Here is a 22,059-nt window from a genome sequence, read left to right as displayed (position 1 = left end):
CGTTCCTATCCGCGCAGGCCACGGAAGAACGCCCGCACGTCGCCCACCAGCAGTTCCGGCACCTCCAGCGCCGCGAAGTGTCCGCCCTCGTCGAACTCGCTCCAGTGCACCAGCGTCGGGTGCGCCTTCTCCGAGACGCTGCGGACCGGACGGACGATGTCGTGCGCGAACACCGCCATCCCGAGCGGCGCGACGCCGGTCGGTCCGTCGCTGCGCGGCCCGCCGGACTCGAACGTCAGCCGCGCGGAGGATCCGGCGGTGCCGAAGAACCAGTGCAGCGAGACGTTGGTCAGCAGCGTGTCGTCCGGCAGTGGGTGGGCCGGGTCGGTCCACTCCCGGACCTTGTCGGCGATCCAGGCCAGCTGCCCGGACGGTGAGTCGGTGAGGGAGTAGGCGATGGTCTGCGGGCGGGTGGCCTGCATCTGCATGTAGCCGGGCCTGTTGGCGAGGAAGTTCCGGATGACCTCGACCCGCGCGGCGTCGCCGTCGGAGAGCCCCTCGGTCGCGACGGGCCCGTGCGGCAGGTAGTTGACGTGCACGCCGATCACGTTCTCGGGCGCCACGATTGCGAGCTGCTGGGAGACACCGGAACCCCAGTCGCCGCCCTGAGCGCCGTATCGCTCGTATCCCAGCCGGTTCATCAGCTCGGCGAAGGCGCGGGCGACGCGGGCGGTGTCCCAGCCGCGGTCGCGGGTCGGGCCGGACGGTCCGAAGCCGGGGATCGACGGGATCACCAGGTGGAAGGCGTCCGCGGGATCGCCGCCGTGCGCGCGGGGGTCGGACAACGGGCCGATGACGTCGAGGAATTCGATGAACGAGCCCGGCCAGCCGTGGGTCAGGATCAGCGGCGTCGCATCGGGCTCGGGGGAGCGGACGTGCAGGAAATGCACGGTGGCGCCGTCGATCTCGGTGACGAACTGCGGGTGGCGGTTGAGGGCGGCCTCGTGTGCGCGCCAGTCGTATCCGTCGCGCCAATAGTCGGCCAGCTCCCGCATCCGGCCGAGCGGGATGCCGTAGTCCCAGCCGGCGTCGTCGAGCTCGTCGGGCCAGCGGGTGCGGCCCAACCGGTCGCGCAGGTCGTCGAGCGCGGACTGCGGGATGTCGATCCGGTACGGGCTGATGGTCGTGTCGGGCATCGGAACCTCCTGCGTTGATTGTTGGTGGCGCCAACGATAACAGAACTTGTTGGTGACGCCAACGGTTACTAGGATGGCGTGCATGGAGTCCATCGATGACGGCCCGCCGACCGCGCTGCGACGCTCGCCGACCTGGCTGATGGGGCAGGCCGGCATCCATGCCCAGCGGCTGCTCAACGAGCGGATGGCCGAGGCAGGCGCGCACCGGTGGCACTACTCGGTGCTGTCCGCGCTCGCCGAGCACGGCCCGCTCAGTCAGGCCTCGCTCGGCCGCCTCTGTCGCCTCGACCGCAGCGACATCGCCGCCGTGGTCGGCGAATTGGAGGGCGGAGGGTATCTCGTGCGTGAGCCGGATCCGGTGGACCGGCGTCGCAACGTCGTCACGATCACCCCGAGGGTGGTCGGCACCAGCGGCGACTGGGCGCCCTCGCGGCCGAGGCTCGGGAGGATCTGCTGGCTCCGCTCGACGCGGGGGAGCGTGAGGGGTTGATCGCGCTCGTCGAGCGACTGGTCGAGCATCACGGCGAGCGTCGAGGGGCCAGTTGGGCCTAGGTGTTGGAGCGAATTGCGTTCTTGCGCAATGCTATTAACTGTTCCCGGCGGTTGTGAATTGAGGTTAACTTCAGTATTGACGGCGGGTATCCGTGTGGCTACTATCCAGTAAGTTTGTGACGGCGGCCACCTGGGCGATCGAGCGTCACCGGAGAATCCATGGGGGGTTCGAGTAGTGATGCGCACACGGATGGCTCGACGAGGGGCACTGTCGCGGACCGGGACGCTGGCCCTTGTGGGCGCCATGGCGATCGGTATCGCGGCCGCACCGGGCGGCGTCGCATCGGCCGACCCGAGCGGGGGAGCGGACGGCGTGAAGTGGCAGGCCACCGCCGACGCCCCGCCGGAGTACCCGGTCGTCGCGATCGACTGGGACGTACCGATCACGATGAGCGACGGAACCGTGCTCAAGGGCAACGTCTACCGCCCCGCGGACGCCTCGGGCAAGCCGATCGACACCAAGATGCCGTCGATCCTGAACGTGACGCCGTACACCAAGCTGGTCAGCAACCTGGTCGACTCGATGATGGCCGTGCCCGGACTCGAGGACACCCTCGTCGACCTGGTCAACTCCTACGACCTGGCAGGCACCCCGCTGGACGGCGTCGGCGAGACCTCGAAGGTGCTCACCGGCGGCGGCATGCGCGTCTTCGCCGTGAACCGGGACCTCATCCGCAGCGGCTACACGCAGGTGGTGGTCGACACCCGCGGCACCGGATTCTCCCAGGGGCTGTGGCAGACGCTCGGCCCTCGTGAGCAGCAGGATTCCGTCGAGATCATCGACTGGATGAGCAAGCAGTCGTGGTCGAACGGCAAGGTCGGCATGGCGGGCGTGTCCTACTCCGGGATCAACTCCCTGCAGGCCGCCGGGTACCGTCCGCCCGCGCTGAAGGCGATCTTCCCGACCGAGCCGGGCAACGACCTGCTCCGCGACATCGTCGGTACCGGAGGCGGGCTCGGCGTCGGCTTCATGCCGCTCTGGCTGGGTCTGGTCAACGGGACCAAGCTCATTCCCGACGTGCAGTCCGTCGTGCAGGGGCGGTTCGACCAGCAGTGGCTGCAGGACCGGTTGCGCGACCCGCTCATCCTGATCGCCGAGCTCGGCGAGGTGATGACCGCCCCGACCGTGACCGATCTCGATCCCACCACGCTGGGCGTCGCGCAGGACGGCACCTTCTATCAGGAGCGGAAGGCCAACGTGGAGAACATCGCGGTGCCCACCATGCTCTACGGCGCCTGGCACGACATCTTCGCCAACAGCGAGCCCCGCGTCTTCAACGCGATCCCGCTCCCCGCCGGTCAGAAGCAGCTGATCATGAGCGACAACTACCACGTCACCTTCGGCGGCGGATTCGGTGAGGACGGCGCCCCGCCGCGCCTCGACGTCCTCGAGCGGGCCTGGTTCGACAAGTGGCTCAAGGGAATCGACAACGGCATCGACCGCTACGGCCCTGTCACGCTGTACCAGCAGGGCAACGGCTGGACCACGACCGACCAGTTCCCCCGCGCGGGCGTCGAGTACCAGCGGATGTACCTATCCGACGCCCCGAGCGGAACCGCTGGCCACGCCGCGCGCGACGGCAGCCTCGTCGCGGGCACCCCCAGAGTTCGGCGCGGCTCACGGCCGCCCCGGGGCTGCGCGGGTTCTGCTCCCGCGACGGCGCGCAGGGCACCGCGGGCATGACCGTGATCCTGGGCTCGGTGTGCAGCAAGGACTCCCGGTTCCAGGAGGCCGAGGGCCTCGCGTTCACCAGCGCCCCGGTCGCGGAGCCGACCGAACTGTCCGGTCCGGTGAACCTGCACCTGGAGACCGTCCTCGACGCGCCAGACGGCTTCTGGGCGGTCACCCTCAACGACGTTGCGCCCGACGGCACCTCGACCACGCTCACCAACGGCGCCCTCACCGCCTCGCTGCGCGAGGTCGACGAGGCGCAGAGCCAGCGGTCGGCGAACGGGGATTACACCGAGCCGCACCACAAGCTGACGGTGTCCGCGCGCAAGCCCGTCATCCCGGGTCAGGTGACGCCCGTGGACATCAATCTGGTGCCCACCGACGCGCTGCTCAAGCCGGGGCACCGGCTGAGGGTGGACGTCTATGCCGCCAGCGTCCCCGGTACCTGCCCCTCGGCCCGATGATGGCCGACGGCCAGAACCGGCCGCAGCACGTGCAGCTGTCGCCGGAGCGGCCCAGCTTCCTGAACCTGCCGCTGGTCGGGACCCGCGCCTGGTAGTGGGGCGCTGGGCTACTTCTGCCCCGCCATGATCAGCTTGGCGGTGGTCTCGAGCCGGTCGGCGATCTGCGTGTACGACTCGTAGCCCATGCCGGCCCGGACGAGCGCCCCGGACCACGCGATCTCGAGTGCGTCGAGCACCTCCGGAGCGTGCCCCGGGCCGAGAGCGGCGATCAGCCGGCCCGGATGTCCATGCCGATCCGCAGGCGCAGGTGCTCGACGTCGGGGTCGTCGCCCAGGATCGCCGTGGTGCTCGCCGCGGCCAGGGCCGGCTCGTCGGAGACCAGCAGCGCGACGTCGCGCAGTACCTGGCAGACCCGGGCGACCGGATCGAGGTGGTCGGGCACCTCCCGGGGGACCTCGTTCAGACGCCGCCAGAACACCTCCGCGACGAGGTGGCTCTTCGACGAGAAGTAGGTGTACGCGGTGGCCGCCGCGACGCCCGCCTCCGCCGCCACCAAGCGCACGGTGAGGCCCGAGAATCCATGCTCACGCAGCACCGCGACCGCGGCCGTGGTCAGCTTGTCGACGGTCTCGGCCTGCTGCTCGGTCAGGCGCCGGCGAGTGGATTCGAACTTGGCTTCACTAGACACATGTCCAGACGCTACTGGAAGCGGGGGACTCGGGCAAAGGTCCGGGCTCGGCCCGATCACCAGCCCGCGGCAGGGTGGTGAAGTCCGGCTGGCGGCCCTCCGCGAACGCGGTGAGCGCCTCGATGTTGGCCGGCCCGCCCATCAGCTCGGCAAAGCAGGCGTTCTCGCGCTCGCGGGCGGCGTCGATCTCGGCCCGCAGCGGCTCGGTCATCGTGCGCTTGACCGCGATCAGGCTGGAGATAGGCTTGGCGGCAAGCACTTCGGCGTGCCGACGGGCCTCGCCCATCAGCTCGTCCGGCTCGCAGACCCGCCAGACCAGTCCCATCTCCTTCGCCTGCTCGGCGTCGATCCACTCGGAGGACATCAGCAGCCAGGCCGCGTTCTGCCTGCCGACCAGCTTGGGCATCAGGTAGCTCGAGGCCGCCTCGGGCGCGACGCCAAGGCCGGTGAACGGGCACTTGAGCTTGGCGGTGGTCGACATGAAGGCCAGGTCGGCGAAGCCGAGCACCGTCGCGCCGATGCCAAGTCCGATCCCGTTGACCGCACAGATCAGCGGTTTGGGGAACTCCACCAGCGCATCCAGCAGCCCGGGGAATCCGTGCTTGCCCGGCAGGAAGTCGGGATCGGTGGTGCGGGCGTGCATCTCGCGCAGGTCCGTGCCCGCGCTGAACGCCCGTCCGCTGCCGGTGAGCAGCAGCACCGCGACGTCGGGATCCTCGGCGGCCGCACGCAGGGCCTCGGTGGTCGCGTCGTAGAGCGCCTCGTCGAACGCGTTCAGCGCGTCGGGCCGGTTGAGGGTGATCGTCCGGACGCGCTTGTCGTCGGCGATGAGGAGGCTCATCGTTGCATGCTAGAACGTGTTGCAGTTTCGGGGAAGGGGCTCCCGTGGCTGGGCGCCGGTCGGGCGGTCCAGCCGGCCATCGTTAGCATGGGCACCGAGTAGTGGCCGGCCGACAGGCGCGGCCAGGTCCGGACACCCGAGAAGGCGGTCGACGTCGTGAAGAAGTACCTCCCCAGCTGGCACGACGACGAGGTCAGTGCGCTCTCCGAGCTCGCCGCCGGATTCTTCGAGCGGGAGGTGGTCGCGCACAACGAGAAGTGGGACGCCCAGCACCGCATCGACCGCGAGGTGTGGCTCAAGGCCGGCGAGCTCGGCCTGCTGTGCTGCTCCATCCCGGAGGAGTACGGCGGCGGTGGCGGCACCTTCGCGCACGACCTCGCCGTATTCGAGGCCCAGGGTTACGCCGGCGACCTCGCCCTCGGGATCTCCGTGCACAGCGGCATCGTCCCGCACTACATCGCCGAGTACGGCACCGAGGAGCAGAAGAAGACGTGGCTGCCGGGGATGGCGACCGGCGAGATCCTCACCGCCATCGGCATGACCGAGCCCGGCGCCGGCTCGGACCTCAAGGCCATCAAGACCACCGCCATTCGGGACGGCGACGACTACATCGTCAACGGCTCGAAGACGTTCATCACCAACGGCGCCTCCGCCGACATGATCGTGCTCGTCGTCAAGACCGACCCGAAGGCGGGCGCCAAGGGCGTGTCCCTGCTCATCGTCGACCTGCGCGACTGCCAGGGCTTCGTCGTCGGCCGGGTGCTGGACAAGGTGGGCCAGCACGGCGCCGACACCTCCGAGCTCTCGTTCACCGACGTGCGGGTGCCGGTGTCGAACCTGCTCGGCGACGCCGAGGGGCAGGGCTTCGGACAGCTGATGGCGCAGCTGGTGCAGGAACGGTTGATCATCGGCGCGCAGGCGTCGGGCGCGATGAACCGGGCCGTGCAGGAGACCATCGCGTACACGAAGTCGCGGCAGGCGTTCGGGCACAGCCTCTTCGAGTTCCAGAACACCGCCTTCGAGCTGGCCGAGTGCCAGACCATCGCGCGCACCTGCGAGGTGTTCCTCGACCACTGCATCCAGTCACACCTGCGCGGCGAGCTGGACCCGTCCGAGGCGGCGATGGTCAAGTACTGGCTCACCGAGCAGCAGTGTGCGGTGATCGACCGGTGCGTCCAGCTGTACGGCGGCTACGGCTACATGCGCGAGTACCTGATCGCGCGGATGTACGAGGACGCCCGCGTCCAGAAGATCTACGCCGGGGCCAACGAGGTGATGAAGGGGATCATCGCGAAGTCGCTGTAGGCACGGCCCTGGGTGTGGCCGGCCCGCTCAGTTCGACTGCCGGAGTAGGTCGGCCGCCCTTTCCCCGATCACCACGCACGGCGCGTGGGTGTGGCCACGGATGATGGTCGGCATGATCGACGCGTCCGCCACCCGCAGTCGATCCACCCCGCGCACCCGCAGCTGGGGATCGACGACGCTCGCCGCGTCGTTGCCCATCCGGCAGGTTCCGGTGGGGTGATAGAGGGTGTGCGAGTTGCGCTCGAGGGCGATCTCCAGCACCTCCTCCAGCGGCGGACGGGAGGACAGGGCGGGCCGGACCATCTCGCCGAGCCGCGACTTCAGCGCCGGCGCGGAGGCCAGCGAGTCGCACACCCGCAGGCCCTCGAGCATCGCGCGGCGGTCGACGCCGCCCGCATCGCTGAGGTACCGCGGGTCGATGATCGGCTTGTCCGCGTGCTCCGCCGACCGCAGCGTGATCGCGCCCCGGCTCTCCGGCTTGAGCAGGATCGTCCCGAGGATGACGGCGTGCTCGGTGGCGGGCACCAGGCCCTCGTCGAAGAACGGGGCTGGCGCGAAGATCATCTCCAGGTCGGGCAGCGCGAGATCCTCACGGCTGCGGGTGAACCCGTAGGCCTCGCCGACATTCGAGGTAAGCATCCCGCGGCGCCTGGCCAGGTAATTGGCGAGCTCCGGGAGCTTCTCGGCGGTAAAGAGCGTATCGGCTTCGACGCGGTAGCCGAGCATCGACACCAGGTGGTCGGACATGTTGCGGCCCACCTCTGGCTGGTGGTGTCGCACGTCGATGCCGTGCCCGCGCAGCTGCTGCTCGTCGCCGATACCGGACAGCATCAGCAGCTGCGGGGTGTTGATCGCGCCGCCTGCGAGCACCACCTCCTTGCGGGCGCGGACCGTGCGGCGCACGCCGCCCTGCACGTACTCGACGCCGACGGCGGCGGATCCCTCGAACAGCACCCGGGTCGCGGCGGCGTCGGTGAGCACCGTCAGGTTGGCGCGCTTGCGGGCCGGCGCGAGGTAGGCGTCGGCCGTGCTCCAGCGGGCGCCGCGCTTCTGGGTGACCATCGTCTGCGAGAAACCCTCGGGCTGAGCGGTGTTCGCGCGCTCCACCGGGAATCCCGTCTCCCGCGCGGCCTCCAGGTAGGCGCCGGTCAGCGGTCGCGGGGAGCGCTGACGGCTCACCGTCAGCGGCCCGGTGGTGCCGGCGTCGTCGGTGGCGGCGCCCTCCACGTTCTCGATCCTGCGGAAGTACTCCACCACCTTGCCGAAGGACCAGGAGTCGTCGGCGAGTTCGGCCCACTCGTCGTAGTCGGCGGCGAAGCCGCGCACCCACATCATCGCGTTCATCGACGAGGAACCGCCGAGCGTCTTCCCGCGCGGCCAGTAGATGCTGCGGCCGCCGAGTCCGGGCTGCGGTTCGGTCAGGTAGTCCCAGTCGACCTCGCTGCGGAACAGCTTGGAGAAGGCCGCGGGAATGTGGATGAACTTGTCCTTGTCCCGCGGGCCTGCCTCGAGGAGGACGACCTCGGTGCGCGGGTCGGAGCTGAGCCGGCCGGCCAGCGCGGCGCCGGACGATCCCGCGCCGACGATGACGTAGTCGGCGACTGACGATTCCTGGATCATGCGTTCATCTCCACATCGAGAAGTGTTGGGGGAAGCGGCTCTCGCCGCGGTGCGAACCGTCGGTCTCAGCCGCGCAGCGCCGAGGCGAAGATCGCGGGCAGCTTTGTCCAGGACGGCTTGCCGGCGAACTCGGTCAGCCGCCGCCCGGTACCCGCCGCGGTCCGGTTGGTGACGAACCACGGCGGCTTCGGCGAGATCGACCACTCGCGGTGCATCAACGATCGAGGGGATGGCCGGAACGGCCCGCGCACCACGGTGCGCTCGGGCCGGTCGATCAGCAGCGCGTTGTGGACCACCCCGATGCCGCTCTGCACGTCGCTGAGGGTGTGGCCGGGGAACGCGCCCCAGGTCGCCGCGGGGGTCAGGTACCCGACCCCGGTCCACGCGTTCACCGCGATCGTTCCGTACCGCAGCGACTCGAGCAGCGCGTCGAAACGCGTCCCCATCGAGTCGATGGTGCCGGGCTCGGCGATGATGTTGACCCCGAGCGTCCCGACGAACTGCTCGTTGACCACCTCGGCGGCACGGGTGGCGAACTGCTCGCCGTCGTGCGGCAGCTCGATCACCCCGAGCACCGGCCCGAAGTACTCGGTCTGCAGCAGCGGGGCGAACTCGTCGGGCTGCAGACCCGACACCAGCACCCGTCCTCCCTTCCGGCCCAGGCGCTCGGCCTTCGGGTACGACTGCGCGGCCGAGGCGACCCGGTCGTCGCTGCCCGGGTAGTAGGCCGGGCGGGCGGGGGCGTCGTCGACGGCGTCGCGCAGCGCGGCGACGAATTCGTCGCGCTGCGGCCAGCGCGAGGACAGCACGACCACCTGCGAGGCGATGCAGTTGTAGCCGCCGTTGTGCAGGCGCTGCGTCGCGATGTGCTCGGCCTGGAACTCGATGTCGGCGCGGCTCCAGGTGCCGGGCAGCACGATGGTCGGCGACACCCCGCCCAGCTCGCTGGTCATGCCCTTGTCGAGGACCGGCTCGCCTGCGGCCTTGCGGCGTGCGCCCTCCTCGCCGGTGCCGAAGACGATCGCGTCGTGGGTGAGCGCGCTGCCCGTCATGTGCACGTGGTCGACCAGCCGATGCCGGGTCAGGTAGGTGCCGACGTCGGCGCCGCCGGTCAGGATGCGGACCGCGCCGATCGAGATGAACGGTTCGAGCACCTTCGTGAACACCGCCAGCATCCCGTCCATGATCGGGTTGAGCTTGAGCGCGACGACGCGGTTGTGCGCGAACAGCTCGTACAGCGTGTCGAGCGGGGCGATCGAGGTGATGTTGCCCGCGCCGAGGACCACCCCGACGCCCTGCGTCCGGGTCGGATCGAGCTGGGCGAGGCCCGCCTCGCGCTGTGCGGTCGCACGATCGATGCCCGGCTGCAGCCAGACGTCGGCGCTGAACCCGCTCAGCAGGAGCTTGTCGAAGACGTTCATCGGCAGGGCCCGCACGGTGGTGCGGCCGCCGGGGGCGGTGCCGAAGGTGGCGTCGGTCAGCGGGCTGGTGCCGGACTCCAGCTTTTCGAGGCTGGCGGACAGCACCGTCGCGGCGGTGGCCACGGAGTACGGGCCGGAGATCCACTCCTCGCCGACCAGGGGGGAATCGGGGTCGAGCTGCTTGATCTGCACCGCCGCCGCCACCCATTCGGCCGCGTACTCCACGGTGAGGTCGCGGACCTGATCGAGCAGTTGGCGCCGGTGGCCAAGGGACAGGCCTGCCCAGGCCTTCTCTCCCTCGACGAGGTCGGCCAGGGCCTGATCGATGGCCGGGTGGGTGCTGGCGGGGTCGTGATCGGACACGGGACAACTCCGTTCGATTCGAGTCGGGCGGGGCCGGACTCGTCGGATCTTCTAAGTGTGATCCTCGTCCCATTCGGGTTCGCGCGCCATAGGCGGAGGGCGTCGATGTCGACGAGCTGTTTGTGCGACCGCACAAATCGCTATGGCGTGGATCACTCCCGGACGGATACTCTGGGGCGATGGTCGTCAGCCCCGAATTCGCTCCACCCACGCCCACCGAGCTGTTGCATGACATGCGCGCCTCGGTGGACGCGCTCGCCGACGAATTGGTCGCTCGCATCATGGCCGCCGAGCAGGACTACGCCGACGCGTCGCTGCTGACGCCGGAGCAGCTGCGGTCCGCGTGCTGGGACAACCTGTCGTCGATGCTCGCGAACCTCGACGGCACCGCACCGATCCGGCTGGAGTCGGCCCGCGCGGCCGGGCGGATGAAGGCGGAACAGGGTGTGTCGCTGGCCGCGCTGCTGCACGCGTTCCGACTCGGCGGACGGCTGATCTGGGAGGAGCTGATGGCGCGGTCGGACGGGCGCGCCAGCCGCTGGCTGCTGGACATGGCCGAGCAGGTCTGGGCGCTGGTCGATGTCTACTCCGACGCCGCGGCCGACGCCTATCGGGAGGCCGCCGACACGAGGGCACGGGAGGACGCCGAGGCGAGGCGGCGCCTGATTCGGACCCTGTTCGCGAACCACGCCCTCAACCCGGCTGGCGTCGCGGATGCGGTGCGGGCGTTCCGGATCCCCGAGCGCGGGTCCTTTCTGGTTGTGTCCGTTCGGGATTCGGCGTCCTGTCCGTCGGCGGACGCGCTGCGATCGAGGCTGAGCGGCACCGGCGCCGACTCGGTGTGGGACACCGAGGTCGACGGCCGCCTCGGCCTGCTGTGGGCACCCGCGGAGGCGGCGCTGGACGCGGCGCTCGTCGCGCTTGGCGAGATCGGCGGTGGCCCAGTGGGGGTGAGCCGCGGGTTCGCTCGGCCGGGCGGCATCGGGGAGGCGGTGGAGCAGGCCCGGCAGGCCCGCAGCTGCGCGCCCGACGGGGCCGGCGAGCCGACGCGCTACGACTCGGTCCCGGTGCCGCTGCTTGTGGTCCGCCAGCCGGACGCCGGTCAGCTCGCCGCCCGTCAGGTCCTGGGGCCGGTGCTGGCCCTGCCCGCCGACGAACAGCGCAACCTGCTGACGACCCTCGAGGCCTGGTTCGCGGCCCGTGGATCGACGACGGCCGCCGCTGCGGAGCTGCACTATCACCGCAACACCGTGCTGTACCGGCTGCGCCGGATCCAGGAGTTGACGGGCCGGGACTTCTCCGACCCGGTGCACGCCGCCGAGCTGTATGTCGGGCTGTGCGCACACCGGCTGCTCGGCGCCGGGCGGGACTGAGCGCGCGCGACGGCCGCGCCGAGACGGGTATTCTTCGCCGAGTGACGCCGCAGCCGGTCCGCCCGGCCGCGCGTGTCCGGGGATCTGTAGTCAATCCGGGGGATTACATGGGGGCGGTGGACGGCGGCTGCAGTGCGCTGCTGGCTGAGATCGACGCGTTCTATCAGGGGTTCGGCCAACCGAGGGCGCTGACCGACGCGATGCGGTCGTCGGTGTTGCTGATCCCGGTGACCGACGATGACAGGTTGCTCACCAGCACCGTCGAGGGGCTGGACTGGATCTGCGCCTTCACCGGCGAGGGCGAGTACGCCCGATACCTCGCCGCCCGCGGGGGCCACGAGGGCCGGGCCTTCCGCACCCTGCTCGGCGGCCGGATCGTCGACGAACTCGTGCCCGGCCTGCCGAACCCGACCGGCGTGGTCGTCGACATCGCCGGTCCGTCGCCCATGGCGTTTCCGCCCGTCGAGGTGCGGTCGTGAGCGACGAACTCGGGGTCGACCCGCAGGTGCTGGTGCAGGCCGCCCAGGGCATCACCGCGATCACCGGGTCGCTGGAGGGGCTCGGGATCGGCGAGACGGCCGCGGTCGGTCGCGGCTTCTCGATGCTGGCGCTCTCGCCGATGGAGGCGGGCAATCAGGAAGTGCAGTCGGGGCTCGAGGAGTTTGCCGAGCGCTGGTCCTGGGGAGTCCGGAGCCTGGTGCAGTCGGCCAACGAGATCGCCCGGGTCCTCGAGCTGGACGCGGGCATGTACCACGAGATGGAGCAGAAGGTCTCGGACACCTTCAAGACCATGTGGACCCACGTCGCAGGCAACCCGCACCTGAGCGGCGAGGAGATCGCGGAGCGCAGCTGGGATGACACCCTCGCGGACAACCCCGTCAACCATGTCCTCAACCCGGACTACAGCGCGGAGTCCTTCGCGGCGGCAGCGCAGACGATCCAGACCAACAGCGAGGTGATCGAACAGGTTGCGCCGCAGGCGTTCGCGAACGTGTCGCCGCAGCTCGCCGGCGCCCTCGGGTGGACGCGGAGCAGGGATGGAACACCGGCGCAGCCGAGCGCGCGGCCGAGATGACCGCGGCGGGAGGGGGAACCGGTGAGCTGGCTCAGTGACACCTGGGACGACGCCACGGGGGCGATCGACAGCGCGGGCGAGTTCGTTGAGGACGCCGTCGAGTCGGGCATTGAAAGCCTCGGCCAGGCAGCCGATTCCGGCCTCGACGCCGCCTCCGGCGTGGCCCGGCGACTCGGTGCCGACGGCGTCGCGGATGCGCTGACCGACCTGGGCGATCAGGTCGCGAGCCTGACGGGCGGCGCCGTCGACGAGCTCGAGCTCGGCCAGACCGAGCAGCCGAAGGAGCTGATCCGCGGCGAACCCGCGGCCATCGCCGAGGCCACCAGCACCCTCAACGAGCTCTCCAGCAGCATCAGCTCCACCGGCGACGCGCTGCGCACGGTCGATGCAGCCGGCTGGACCGGCACTGCCGCAGACGGATTCAACGCCGTCTACGACAAGCAGCCCGGCCTGTGGCACGAGGCCGCCGACGCGATGAGCGCCGCCGGGCGAAGCCTGACCTCGTGGAGCTACACGGTTGAGGCGGCGCAGGCACGGGCGGCCGAGGCGGTCGAGCTGTGGCGGCAGGCCGAGCGGGAGGAGCTGGCGAAGAAGACCGCCTACGCCGCGCTCAGCGCCGATGCGCAGGCGGGCACCGAGCTCGTCGACAGCTGGAGCGCGATGAAGGACGCGGCCCGGGAGCTCCTGCGCGGCGCCCGGATCGAGCGCGACGGCGTCGCCGGGCAGGTCGCAGGCGCGCTGTCGCAGGCCACCGCGGCCGCCCCCACCGAGCCGCCGTTCACGGAGCGGATGGTCGCCAACCTCGCGGACGCCACCGATGCGCTGGAGGTCGCCAAGACGAACTTCGGCTCGGGCCTGCTGACCGGGCTCACCGGCATCGTGCAGTTCGTTCGCCAGGTCAACCCCGCGGACCAGTACAACCTGACGCACCCCGCCGAGTACGGGGCGGCGATGTCGGACCTGGCCACCGGACTGTTCGTCGCGGCGGCCGATCCCGGCGCCGTGGTGTCCGCGATGGTCGACGACGCGCTGGCCAATCCGTTCGAGTTCGCGGGCAGTCTCACGGGCGATGCGATCCTGACGGCCGCGACCGCGGGGCCGGCGGCGGCGTCGCGGCGGCGCGATCGGTCGAGCGGATGGTCGATGCCGCTGGCGATTTCGCCGGGCCGGGGCGGCTCGCCGATACGGTCGCGGATGCAGGCGTGCATGTGCCGACGCCCGAGGTCCGCCCGGAAGGTGTGTCGGAGGTCGCTGCATCAGAATCGTCCCGGGCAGAGTCGCATTCGATCGATCTGGAAGGGCCCACTTCACCTTCTTCGCACCTCGAAGGTCCGACCGAGGAAATGCAAGATCGTGTCGTGGAGATGGAGAAGGGGGAGCGTCCAGATCCATCGGAGTATCTATCCTCCGACTACATCGAGCACCATCTAGCTCAGTTCGACGAGGGTGCAACACGATTCGTAACCGAGAACAACCTTGAAAAGTATGGAATTGCACAAAGGGATGGGACGGCGTTCGTTATGCCTCGTGCAGAAGCCGACGATCTTATCGGGGCTTCTGGTGGCGATCCGCGCGCACTTGAGGATGCGTTGGGGCTGCCTGAGGGATTCCTTGATTCAAATCAACTTGTTCGCGTTGACATCGCTGATCCAGGGGAGCTCAACGTCAGGGTTCCTTCGGGAAACGAGGCTGGGGCGAACGACCTTTGGATACCCGGCGGGAAGTTGCCCAATGGGAACTTGGAGGCTGTAATTGATGCTGGGAACATCAACAATAATCAGTACACGGCTACAAGACTCGAATGAAGGGAGTGAACTCGCTTGAAGTTCAAGGACACGCTGGTCCTCCGAGACGAGCGCTTCTCGATTGGGATCGAACTGGAATCTGGAAGGCGCTATGTCTCCTTCCCGGTGAGTAACGGAGTCGTCGACTACGAGGAGTACTACGAGGTTGATTCCGAAGAATATGAGCGATTTTTGATCAATCCAGGTGAGGCCGCAGGCTTCGTGGATGAGTGTCGACGTCACACAAGGGACGATCTGCTCATGATGAAGCCGGGTAAGAATCGTGGCATCCCGATTTGATAGATCGCTCTAACCCTTTGGATACCAGCGAAGTTGACGTTGCCAACAACCCGACTTTTGAGCATTGGGCGGTGGCCGATGGTGGTGCCACGCAGGCCGCGGACGAGGCGAGGGTCACCAACGACCGCACCAGCGACCAGAACTACGAGGGGCGCGGCCCGGTTGATTTGGCGACCGGTGAATTCTTTCTCCCGGAAACCGATCTCACGATGCCGGGTGTGCTGCCGCTGATCCTCGGGCGCCGGCACCGATCCAACTACCGGTTCGGGCGCTGGTTTGGGCCGAGTTGGTCGGCCACTCTCGACTTGCGGGTTGTCGTTGAGGAATCGCGCGTCGCCTTTTTCGCCGAGGACGGCGTGATGCTCAGCTACCCGCCGTCCGAGGTTGGGGGCGAGATGCTGCCCTCGGCGGGGCAGCGGTGGCCGCTTACCCGGACCGAGACCGGCGGCTACCGGGTCCAGGATCCGGATCGAGACCTCACTTGGCACTTCGCGCCGAAGGCTGACCTGGCGGGACTTGACACCGCGCTCGGCAATCTCGCCATTAGCGCGATAACCGACGGTCACCGTAACCGCATCCTCTTCCACTATGACTCCGATGGCGCGCCTACTGAGATCGTCCACTCCGGTGGCTACCGCGTTCTGATCGAGACGGCGGGCGGCCGGGTCACAGCCATGTCCGTTGTGGACGGCGACGCCATCACTCTCGTGCGTCGATTCGGCTACGAGGCAGGGCATCTCGTCGCCGTTGTTAAGGGAGACGGCAGCACCAATCGCTACGGCTACGACGCCGACGGCCGCATGCTGACCTGGATGGACAGTAACGGCAACCGGATGGTCAACAGCTACGACGGCGAGGGGCGCGTCGTCCTTCAGAGCAGAACCGGCGGGGTCCTGAACTCACGTTTCGAGTACTCGTCGATCCAGGGTGGCGTGGGCCGGATTGCGGTCGTGACGGATTCGACCGGCGCCGCCGCCACCTACGGCTTCGATAGCGACCTGAGGCTGCGCGACTTCGTCGACCCGGCCGGGGCGCACACCCACACCGACTACAACGCCCGCCGCGAACCGCTGCGGGTGCGCACGCCCGACGGCGCGACCACCGCGTACCTGTACACGCCCGACGGTGACGTCGCTCGGATCACCAGACCGGATGGCGCCGTGCTGGCGGTCGAGTACGCCGCACCGAAACGACCCGCCGCGGTACACAACCCGGACGGCACCACCAGTCGCCGGGAGTGGGACGCCGACGGCAGGCTGATCGCCGTGGTCGATGAGTCGGGCGCCCGGACCGGGTACGGCTACCACCCCAGCGGGTCGCTGGCCCGCGTCACCGACCCGACCGGCGCCACCACCTTCGTCGACTGCGATGACGCCGGGCTGCCCGCGGCCGTGACCGACCCGAACGGGGCCGTCACGCGCATCGCGCGGGACGGCTTCGGGTGCCCGGTCGCCGTCACCGACCCGACCGGCGCCACCACCGGCTACCGCTGGTCCGCCGACGGCAGGATGACCGGTCGAATGCACCCCGACGGAGCCGAGGAGTCGTGGGCGTACGACGGCGAGGGAAACCTGCTCGCCCACACCGACGCCGGCGGCGCGCGCACCGCGTACGAGTACGGCGACTTCGACCTGCTCTCCGCGCGGACCGACCCCGACGGGTCCGTGACCCGCTACGCCTGGGACACCGAACGCCGCCTGACCGCGGTCACCAACCCGCTCGGCGACACCTGGACCTACCGCTACGACCGCGCCGGACGGCTGGTGTCGGAGACCGACTTCAACGGCGCGAGCACCGCGTACACCCACGACGCGATGGGCCGGGTGGCGGCGGTGACGACACCGACCGGGGTCACCCGCACCAACACCTACGACATCCTTGGCCGACTCACCGCCGTGCGCGCGGACACGGGGGAGTACCTGCGGTTCGGGCACGACCTGACCGGTCGGGTGACGCTGGGGGAGTCGGGGTCTGGCGAGACCGCTACCCACACCGTCGATTTCGAGTACACCGCGACCGGCGCGCTGGCATCGCAGACGGTGGACGACGAGCTGGCGCTGCGCTTCGAGCACGACCTCGCGGGGCGGCGGACCAGACGGATCTCGCCCGGCGGCGGCGACACCGCCTGGCGCTGGGACCCGGCCGGGCGGCTGGCGGCGCTGACCACCGGCGTGCACCGGCTCGACTTCACGCACGACGCGCGCGGCGCGATGACGGGGTGGCGGGTCGGCGAGCTCGCGGTCGCACACACCCACACGGCGCGGGGCCAACTCGCCGCGCAGTCGGTGATCGCGAATCCGGCGTCGTCGCTGAACCTGGGCCTCGGTCCGGGGCAGGCCTCGACTCCGACGGTCCTCCGGGAGGACGCCTACGGCTATCGGTCGGACGGCTATCTCGCGGACCACACCACCGTGCGCCCGGACGCGACGCTGCGCCGCGACTACACCCTCGACCCGGTCGGCCGGGTCGCCACCGTCGCCGAGAACGGTGCCGTGGCGGAGGGTTACGCCTACGACGGCCTCGGCAATATCACCGCGGCTCGGCCGGCCGGGCAGGAGTGGGACCGGCGCGAGTGCCGCGGCAACCTGCTGGTTCGGGACGGCCGCACCCGGTACTGGTATGACGCGGCCGGGCGGTTGGTCGGCAAGACCACCACCCGGTTGTCGCGGAAGCCGGATACCTGGCAGTACCGCTACAACGCCTTCGACCAGCTCGTCGAGGTGATCACCCCGGACGGTCAACGCTGGCGGTACACCTATGACGCGCTGGGTCGCCGAACCACCAAGTCGCGGCTCGGTGACGACGGTGTGGTGCTCGAGTCGACGCGGTACACCTGGGACGGCACCCAGCTCGTGGAGCAGCGGAGCGCCCAGGCGGTCACCACCTGGAACTACCGCCCCGGCACCTTCACCCCGCTGACCCAGGCGTCGAGCCAGGGCGAGGTGGACGTCGAGTTCTACGCGATCGTCACCGATCTCGTCGGCACCCCGGTGGAGCTGATCGACCCGGACGTCGCCGCCGTCGTCGGGTCCGCGACCGCGGACCTGTGGGGCCGGACGAGCTGGGACGGTGTCTCCACGCCGCTGCGGTTCCCCGGCCAGTATCACGACGACGAGACCGGCCTGCACTACAACCTGCACCGGTACTACGACCCGGGCACCGCGAGGTATGTCACGCAGGATCCGCTGGGGTTGGCGTCGGCAGCGAATCCGAATGCGTACCCGCACAATCCGACGGGGTGGACCGATCCGATGGGGTTGGGGCCAGCCGCGTGTGACGAGGATGGCCCCGTCGCGGATGTGGATCCGGGCAAGTACGACTGCATCTTCGGAAACATCGACTCCAATCAGCACAATGCTGACCGGTCAGCGCAGATTGCTACCTGGACATCGAACGGGTAGGGGATGAGCCCGGAACACTGATCCTGTGTTCGGTGACCCCGGGTGGGGACAGCGTCGAGCTGGTCGTCGATCCGCTGGGGCGGTCAGTCAAACTTGTGTGGCTGGTCGAGGGGCACCGGATGTTTGAGATCTTTCGTGAAGGTGCAACGCGACTCGTTATCTCCGACCTTGTCGGAGCGCTCCCGGGAGGACCAACGCGCGCAGGCGCTACTCGCACTCGAGGGCCTCGATGCTTCTTCGCTCTTGTCCGGGCAGGTCAAAACGGTGGCCCGAGTAGGCGGGTCAGTCGGCAGCGGTGACGAAACCCTTGTCCACCAACCACGCTCGGGCCACGTCGGCCGGCTCCTGGCCCTCGACGTCGACGCGGCGGTTCAGCTCGGTGATCTCTTCGTCGGTCAGCTCCGCGGAGACCGGCGCCATCACCTCCGCGACCTGCGGGTGCGCCTGCGCGAACCCCTCACGCATGATCAGTGCCGGATTGTATTTCGGGAAGAAGGAGCGGTCATCGTCGAGCAGGACCAGGTCCAGCGCGATGATGCGGCCGTCGGTGGTGAACACCTCGCCGAACTTGCACTGGGTGCCGTCCGCGGTGGCCTGGTAGATGATGCCCGTCTGCAGGATCTGCTTCTGTGCCTTGGCCGGATCGAAGTCGTAGGCCGCGGCCATACCTGGATAGCCGTCTTGGCGGACGTTGAACTCGGTCTCGACGCAGGTGGTTGCCGCGGCCGGGTCACGCTTGACCAGATCCGCGTACTCGGAGAGCGTCCGCACCCCGGTGGCCTCCGCGGTGGCTCGGCTGGTGGCCAGAGCGTAGGTGTTGTTCATCGGCGCGGGGTCGGTCCACACCAGGCCGTTACGGGTGAGGTCCTCGTCGCGCACCGCCTCGAACTGTGCGGTGGGGTCGGGGACCGGGTGCTCGTGGCCCAGGTAGTTGATCCAGCCGGTGCCGGTGTACTCGTAGGTGAGGTCGATCTGGCCGTGGACTTGCGCGTCGCGGGTGCTATTCGAGCCCTGGATGTTGGTGAGGTCGCGGATGTCCGCGCCGGCCGCGGACAAGGCGAACTCGATGATGTACCCGAGGATGATCTGCTCGGTGAAGTCCTTGGAGCCCACCGTGATCGGGACACCCTCGAGCTCGGGGACAGGAGTGATGCTGCCCGGGCCGACCTTTAGGGGCAGCGCGCCGCCGGACTCGAGCCCACAGGAGGCCAGCGTGATGGCAGTCGCCGCGACCATCGCGAACGCTGCGACCTTACGCAGCAGGAGCTTCCGGCGTCCGGCCATGTCAACGCAATCCCTTCGGGCCGAGGTAGACCTCGGCGAGGGCGCCGAGCCAGTCGACGAGCAGGGCCAGCGAGACCGCGAGTACGGCACCCACCACCAGGGTCACGTTGTCGCGCAACTTGTACCCCGTGTCGATCAGGACACCGAGCCCGCCGGCGCTGACCAGGAAGCACAGGGTGGCCGTGCCGACCGCCAGCACCAGCGAGGTGCGCAGGCCGGCCAGGATGTACGGCACCGCCATCGGGAACTCGACGCGGCGGAGCACCGTGCGCGCCGACATGCCCTGGCCGCGGCCCGCGTCGATCAGCGTGGGATCCACCTGCTGATAGCCGAGGATCGTGTTGCGCAGAACCGGAAGTAGCGAGTAGAAGGCGATCGGAAGCACCCCGATCCAGAACCCGGTGGTGCGGGTGGCGAGGTAGAAGAGCACCAACAGGCCGATGGCCGGGGCGGCGGCACCGATGTTCGCGATGCCGACGAACACCGGCGCCAGCCGGGTCCAGCCCGGCCGGGTGAGCAGCGTGCCCAGGGGTACCGCCAATGCCACCACGATCACCACCACGGCGACCGTGATCAGCACGTGCTGCCAGGTCAGGGTCGCCAGATTGGCCACGCTGATGCTGGCCTGCTGGGTGGCGTTCAGGTCGCGGCTGAACGCCCACGCCAGGACCCCACCGGTCAGCAGGAGAACCAGCACCGGCTGGGCGAGCAGGCGCATCCGTTCGGCGCGGCGGTCGGCGGCCGCGGTGTGGTCGACGACGGCCACATCGGTGGCGGCGACTCCCGCGCCCGGCGCGGAGCCCCGCGGGGACGTCTCGGTGCTCACGGGGCCAGTTCCTCGGGAGCGCGCTGCGCCCCACCGGGCTCGTCGAGCGCGGTGGGGCCCGGGTCGGAAAGGTCGTCGTGGTCGTCCGCGTGCTCGTCGCGCAGCTGGCGCAGGTTCTCCACCAGGGTGTCGATGGTGATGAGGCCGACGTACTCGCCGCGACGTCCGGTCACGACCGTGGACGCGCTGGACTCTGCGAGCAGGGCCTCGAGGGCGTCCTGCAGCGTGGACTGCACCGAAAGGATTTCGCCGACCGGATCACCCACGTCGCGCAGCGAGTCCACAGTGGCCAGGTGTGCGGGGGAGACCCAGCGGACAGGGCGGTTGCGGGCGTCGAGGATCAGGCCCCACTGCCGTCGACGGGCGAGCAGGGCCCGGCGCATCTCGTCGACGGAACCGTCCTCGTGGGCGGTCGGGCATTCGATCAGCCGCACGTCCCGGACCCGGCTCAGGGTCAGTTGCTTGAGGGAGGCGTCGGCCCCGACGAACCCGGCGACCATGTCGTTGGCGGGGTTCGCCAGGATCGCCTCCGGGGTGTCGTACTGCATGATGTGAGACTGGCTACCCAGCACCGCAATTCGGTCGCCGAGCTTGACGGCCTCGTTGAAGTCGTGAGTGACGAAGACGATGGTCTTGCCGAGCTCGGACTGCAGTCGCATCAACTCGTCCTGCAGCAGGCCCCGGGTGATCGGGTCGACGGCGCCGAACGGCTCGTCCATCAGCAGCACCGGTGGGTCCGCCGCCAGCGCGCGGGCCACCCCGACCCGCTGCTGCTGACCGCCGGACAGCTGTCGCGGATACCGGTCCCGGTAGGTGTCGGGGTCGAGGCCGACGAGGTCGAGCATCTCGTCGGTGCGTTCGGCGATGTGTTTGCGGTCCCACCCGATCAGGCCGGGCACGGTCGCGACGTTCTTGGCGACCGTCAGGTGCGGGAACAGGCCCGCCTGCTGGATGGAGTAGCCGATGCCGCGGCGCAGTTGGTCGGGGTCGATCGACAGCGCGTCCTTGCCGCCGATGGTGATCCGTCCCGACGACGGCTCGATCAGCCGGTTGATCATCCGCATGGTGGTGGTCTTTCCGCACCCGGACGGTCCGACGAACACCACGGTCTCGCCGGCGGGGATGGTCATCGAGATGTGGTCGACCGCGGCGTCCACTTGCCCCGGGTAGCGCTTGACCACGTCGTCGAGGACGATCTCGACCCCGTGGGTGTGGTCGTGGTGCGCGGCGGTGCCGTTGCGCGATGCGGTGTCGGTCACCGGATCCCCCTCGAGGTGGTGAGTCGGCCGAGCAGGACGTAGAGCCCGTCCAGGACCAGGGCCAGGACGACGATGAGCACGGTGCCGGTCAGTGCCTGCGGAACCGCGGTCGGGCTGCCCACGCGGGACAGGCCCGAGAAGATGAGGTTGCCGAGGCCAGGGCCTTTGGCGTAGGCGGCGATCGCCAGGATGCCCATCAGCATCTGGGTGCTCACCCGGATGCCGGCCAGGATCGAGGGCCAGGCCAGCGGCATCTCGATCCGCCCGAGCACGCGAAGGCGGTTCATCCCGACCCCACGCGCGGCGTCGGTGATGGCCGGGTCCACCGAGGCGAGACCGATGATGGTGTTGCGGATGATCGGCAGTAGGCCGTAGAGCACCAGCGCGGTGACGGTCGGGCGCACGCCGAGGCCGAGAATCGGGATGAGCAGACCCAACAACGCGAACGAGGGCACGGTGAGGATGGTGCTGGCCAGTCCAGTGGCCACCGCGGATCCGATCGGGCTGCGGTAAACCATGATGCCGATGCCGACGGCGATGATCGTCGCGATCACGATCGACTGCACGACCGCGCTCACATGGAGGTAGGAATCGGTGACCAGTTGGTTGCGTCGTGCGAACACAAAGTCCCACCAGGCCTGAAAGTCCACCGGCGACACCTCCGTCCGCACACCCGCCGACCACCACATTGCTCG

General features: G+C 69.3%; 16 protein-coding genes and 3 pseudogenes. 10 read left to right on the top strand and 9 right to left on the bottom strand.

The annotated features are described in order from the left end of the window. Positions 1–5: 5 nt before the first annotated feature. The gene (locus BTZ20_RS18400) at positions 6–1,136 is read right to left on the bottom strand and encodes an epoxide hydrolase family protein (protein ID WP_145982345.1); all 1,131 of its coding nucleotides are present in this window, start codon (positions 1,134–1,136) and stop codon (positions 6–8) included. Between the two features lie 82 nt (positions 1,137–1,218). Here BTZ20_RS18400 and BTZ20_RS18395 point away from each other — a divergent pair, with 82 nt between their 5' ends. Continuing rightward, positions 1,219–1,626, top strand: coding sequence for a MarR family winged helix-turn-helix transcriptional regulator (locus tag BTZ20_RS18395; protein ID WP_223263400.1), 408 nt, complete (start codon positions 1,219–1,221; stop codon positions 1,624–1,626). Between the two features lie 240 nt (positions 1,627–1,866). Continuing rightward, positions 1,867–3,919: pseudogene (locus BTZ20_RS18390) on the top strand (CocE/NonD family hydrolase). A gap of 12 nt (positions 3,920–3,931) precedes the next feature. On the opposite strand, the pseudogene BTZ20_RS18385 reads toward BTZ20_RS18390, so the two are convergent. Together BTZ20_RS18385 and BTZ20_RS18380 are read right to left on the bottom strand one after the other, a co-directional pair. Further along, a pseudogene (locus BTZ20_RS18385) lies at positions 3,932–4,512 on the bottom strand (TetR/AcrR family transcriptional regulator). Positions 4,513–4,600: 88 nt separating this feature from the next. Beyond that, positions 4,601–5,353, bottom strand: a pseudogene (locus tag BTZ20_RS18380) (enoyl-CoA hydratase/isomerase family protein); the annotation flags it as partial. Positions 5,354–5,509: 156 nt separating this feature from the next. Between BTZ20_RS18380 and BTZ20_RS18375 the strand changes: the two are divergent. Continuing rightward, a complete protein-coding gene (locus BTZ20_RS18375) occupies positions 5,510–6,658 on the top strand; it encodes an acyl-CoA dehydrogenase family protein (protein ID WP_077042351.1) in 1,149 nt (382 codons plus the stop codon). A gap of 27 nt (positions 6,659–6,685) precedes the next feature. Here the strand turns inward: BTZ20_RS18375 and BTZ20_RS18370 are convergent, their stop codons facing one another. Both BTZ20_RS18370 and BTZ20_RS18365 read right to left on the bottom strand, forming a co-directional pair. Then, on the bottom strand, positions 6,686–8,278 hold the full coding sequence (locus BTZ20_RS18370) for a GMC family oxidoreductase (RefSeq protein WP_077042350.1): 1,593 nt from the start codon (positions 8,276–8,278) through the stop codon (positions 6,686–6,688). A 65-nt stretch (positions 8,279–8,343) separates the two neighbouring features. Continuing rightward, positions 8,344–10,062 (bottom strand): aldehyde dehydrogenase family protein, encoded by a 1,719-nt coding sequence (locus tag BTZ20_RS18365; RefSeq protein ID WP_223263399.1) that lies wholly within the window; start codon positions 10,060–10,062, stop codon positions 8,344–8,346. Between the two features lie 179 nt (positions 10,063–10,241). On the opposite strand from BTZ20_RS18365, the gene BTZ20_RS18360 reads away from it, so the two are divergent. The 7 genes from BTZ20_RS18360 to BTZ20_RS18335 all read left to right on the top strand — a co-directional run bounded on the left by BTZ20_RS18360 (position 10,242) and on the right by BTZ20_RS18335 (position 17,995). Then, entirely contained in the window at positions 10,242–11,435 is a 1,194-nt protein-coding gene (locus BTZ20_RS18360; RefSeq protein ID WP_077042348.1) for a PucR family transcriptional regulator, read from the top strand. 107 nt (positions 11,436–11,542) lie between these two features. Beyond that, a complete protein-coding gene (locus BTZ20_RS18355; RefSeq protein WP_077042347.1) occupies positions 11,543–11,914 on the top strand; it encodes an SseB family protein in 372 nt (123 codons plus the stop codon). Continuing rightward, positions 11,911–12,510, top strand: coding sequence for a hypothetical protein (locus tag BTZ20_RS18350; protein ID WP_223263398.1), 600 nt, complete (start codon positions 11,911–11,913; stop codon positions 12,508–12,510). The genes BTZ20_RS18355 and BTZ20_RS18350 overlap by 4 nt, the downstream gene beginning before the upstream one ends. Before the next feature lie 21 nt (positions 12,511–12,531). Then, positions 12,532–13,941, top strand: a complete 1,410-nt coding sequence (locus BTZ20_RS18345; RefSeq protein WP_077042346.1) for a WXG100 family type VII secretion target — start codon at positions 12,532–12,534, stop codon at positions 13,939–13,941. After that, complete coding sequence (locus BTZ20_RS26865; protein ID WP_145982344.1) at positions 13,869–14,315, top strand: hypothetical protein; 447 nt, start codon at positions 13,869–13,871, stop codon at positions 14,313–14,315. Before BTZ20_RS18345 ends, BTZ20_RS26865 begins: the two co-directional genes overlap by 73 nt. 15 nt (positions 14,316–14,330) lie before the next feature. Next, positions 14,331–14,594 (top strand): hypothetical protein, encoded by a 264-nt coding sequence (locus BTZ20_RS18340; protein WP_077042345.1) that lies wholly within the window; start codon positions 14,331–14,333, stop codon positions 14,592–14,594. A gap of 71 nt (positions 14,595–14,665) precedes the next feature. Beyond that, on the top strand, positions 14,666–17,995 hold the full coding sequence (locus BTZ20_RS18335; protein WP_077042344.1) for an RHS repeat-associated core domain-containing protein: 3,330 nt from the start codon (positions 14,666–14,668) through the stop codon (positions 17,993–17,995). Between the two features lie 282 nt (positions 17,996–18,277). Here the strand turns inward: BTZ20_RS18335 and BTZ20_RS18330 are convergent, their stop codons facing one another. The 4 genes from BTZ20_RS18330 to BTZ20_RS18315 form a co-directional block, all read right to left on the bottom strand. Further along, the gene (locus tag BTZ20_RS18330; protein WP_077043811.1) at positions 18,278–19,231 is read right to left on the bottom strand and encodes a glycine betaine ABC transporter substrate-binding protein; all 954 of its coding nucleotides are present in this window, start codon (positions 19,229–19,231) and stop codon (positions 18,278–18,280) included. 49 nt (positions 19,232–19,280) lie between these two features. Beyond that, a complete protein-coding gene (locus BTZ20_RS18325; RefSeq protein ID WP_077043810.1) occupies positions 19,281–19,997 on the bottom strand; it encodes an ABC transporter permease in 717 nt (238 codons plus the stop codon). Positions 19,998–20,101: 104 nt separating this feature from the next. Further along, entirely contained in the window at positions 20,102–21,364 is a 1,263-nt protein-coding gene (locus BTZ20_RS18320; protein WP_077042343.1) for an ABC transporter ATP-binding protein, read from the bottom strand. Continuing rightward, positions 21,361–22,053 (bottom strand): ABC transporter permease, encoded by a 693-nt coding sequence (locus BTZ20_RS18315; protein WP_189636505.1) that lies wholly within the window; start codon positions 22,051–22,053, stop codon positions 21,361–21,363. Before BTZ20_RS18315 ends, BTZ20_RS18320 begins: the two co-directional genes overlap by 4 nt. Positions 22,054–22,059: the final 6 nt, after the last annotated feature.

The sequence above is a fragment of the Rhodococcus sp. MTM3W5.2 genome (assembly GCF_001984015.1).
Lineage (GTDB): Bacteria > Actinomycetota > Actinomycetes > Mycobacteriales > Mycobacteriaceae > Rhodococcus_G > Rhodococcus_G oryzae.
The sequence above is the reverse complement of the archived record's forward strand: the minus strand, read 5'-3'. Positions and strand labels throughout refer to the sequence as shown.

Coding starts and splice junctions, on each gene's coding strand:
- BTZ20_RS18315 (WP_189636505.1), bottom strand. CDS start 22,053: ATGTGGTGGTCGGCGGGTGTGCGGACGGAGGTGTCGCCGGTGGACTTT.
- BTZ20_RS18400 (WP_145982345.1), bottom strand. CDS start 1,136: ATGCCCGACACGACCATCAGCCCGTACCGGATCGACATCCCGCAGTCC.
- BTZ20_RS18370 (WP_077042350.1), bottom strand. CDS start 8,278: ATGATCCAGGAATCGTCAGTCGCCGACTACGTCATCGTCGGCGCGGGA.
- BTZ20_RS18355 (WP_077042347.1), top strand. CDS start 11,543: ATGGGGGCGGTGGACGGCGGCTGCAGTGCGCTGCTGGCTGAGATCGAC.
- BTZ20_RS18330 (WP_077043811.1), bottom strand. CDS start 19,231: ATGGTCGCGGCGACTGCCATCACGCTGGCCTCCTGTGGGCTCGAGTCC.
- BTZ20_RS18325 (WP_077043810.1), bottom strand. CDS start 19,997: ATGCGCCTGCTCGCCCAGCCGGTGCTGGTTCTCCTGCTGACCGGTGGG.
- BTZ20_RS18360 (WP_077042348.1), top strand. CDS start 10,242: ATGGTCGTCAGCCCCGAATTCGCTCCACCCACGCCCACCGAGCTGTTG.
- BTZ20_RS18395 (WP_223263400.1), top strand. CDS start 1,219: ATGGAGTCCATCGATGACGGCCCGCCGACCGCGCTGCGACGCTCGCCG.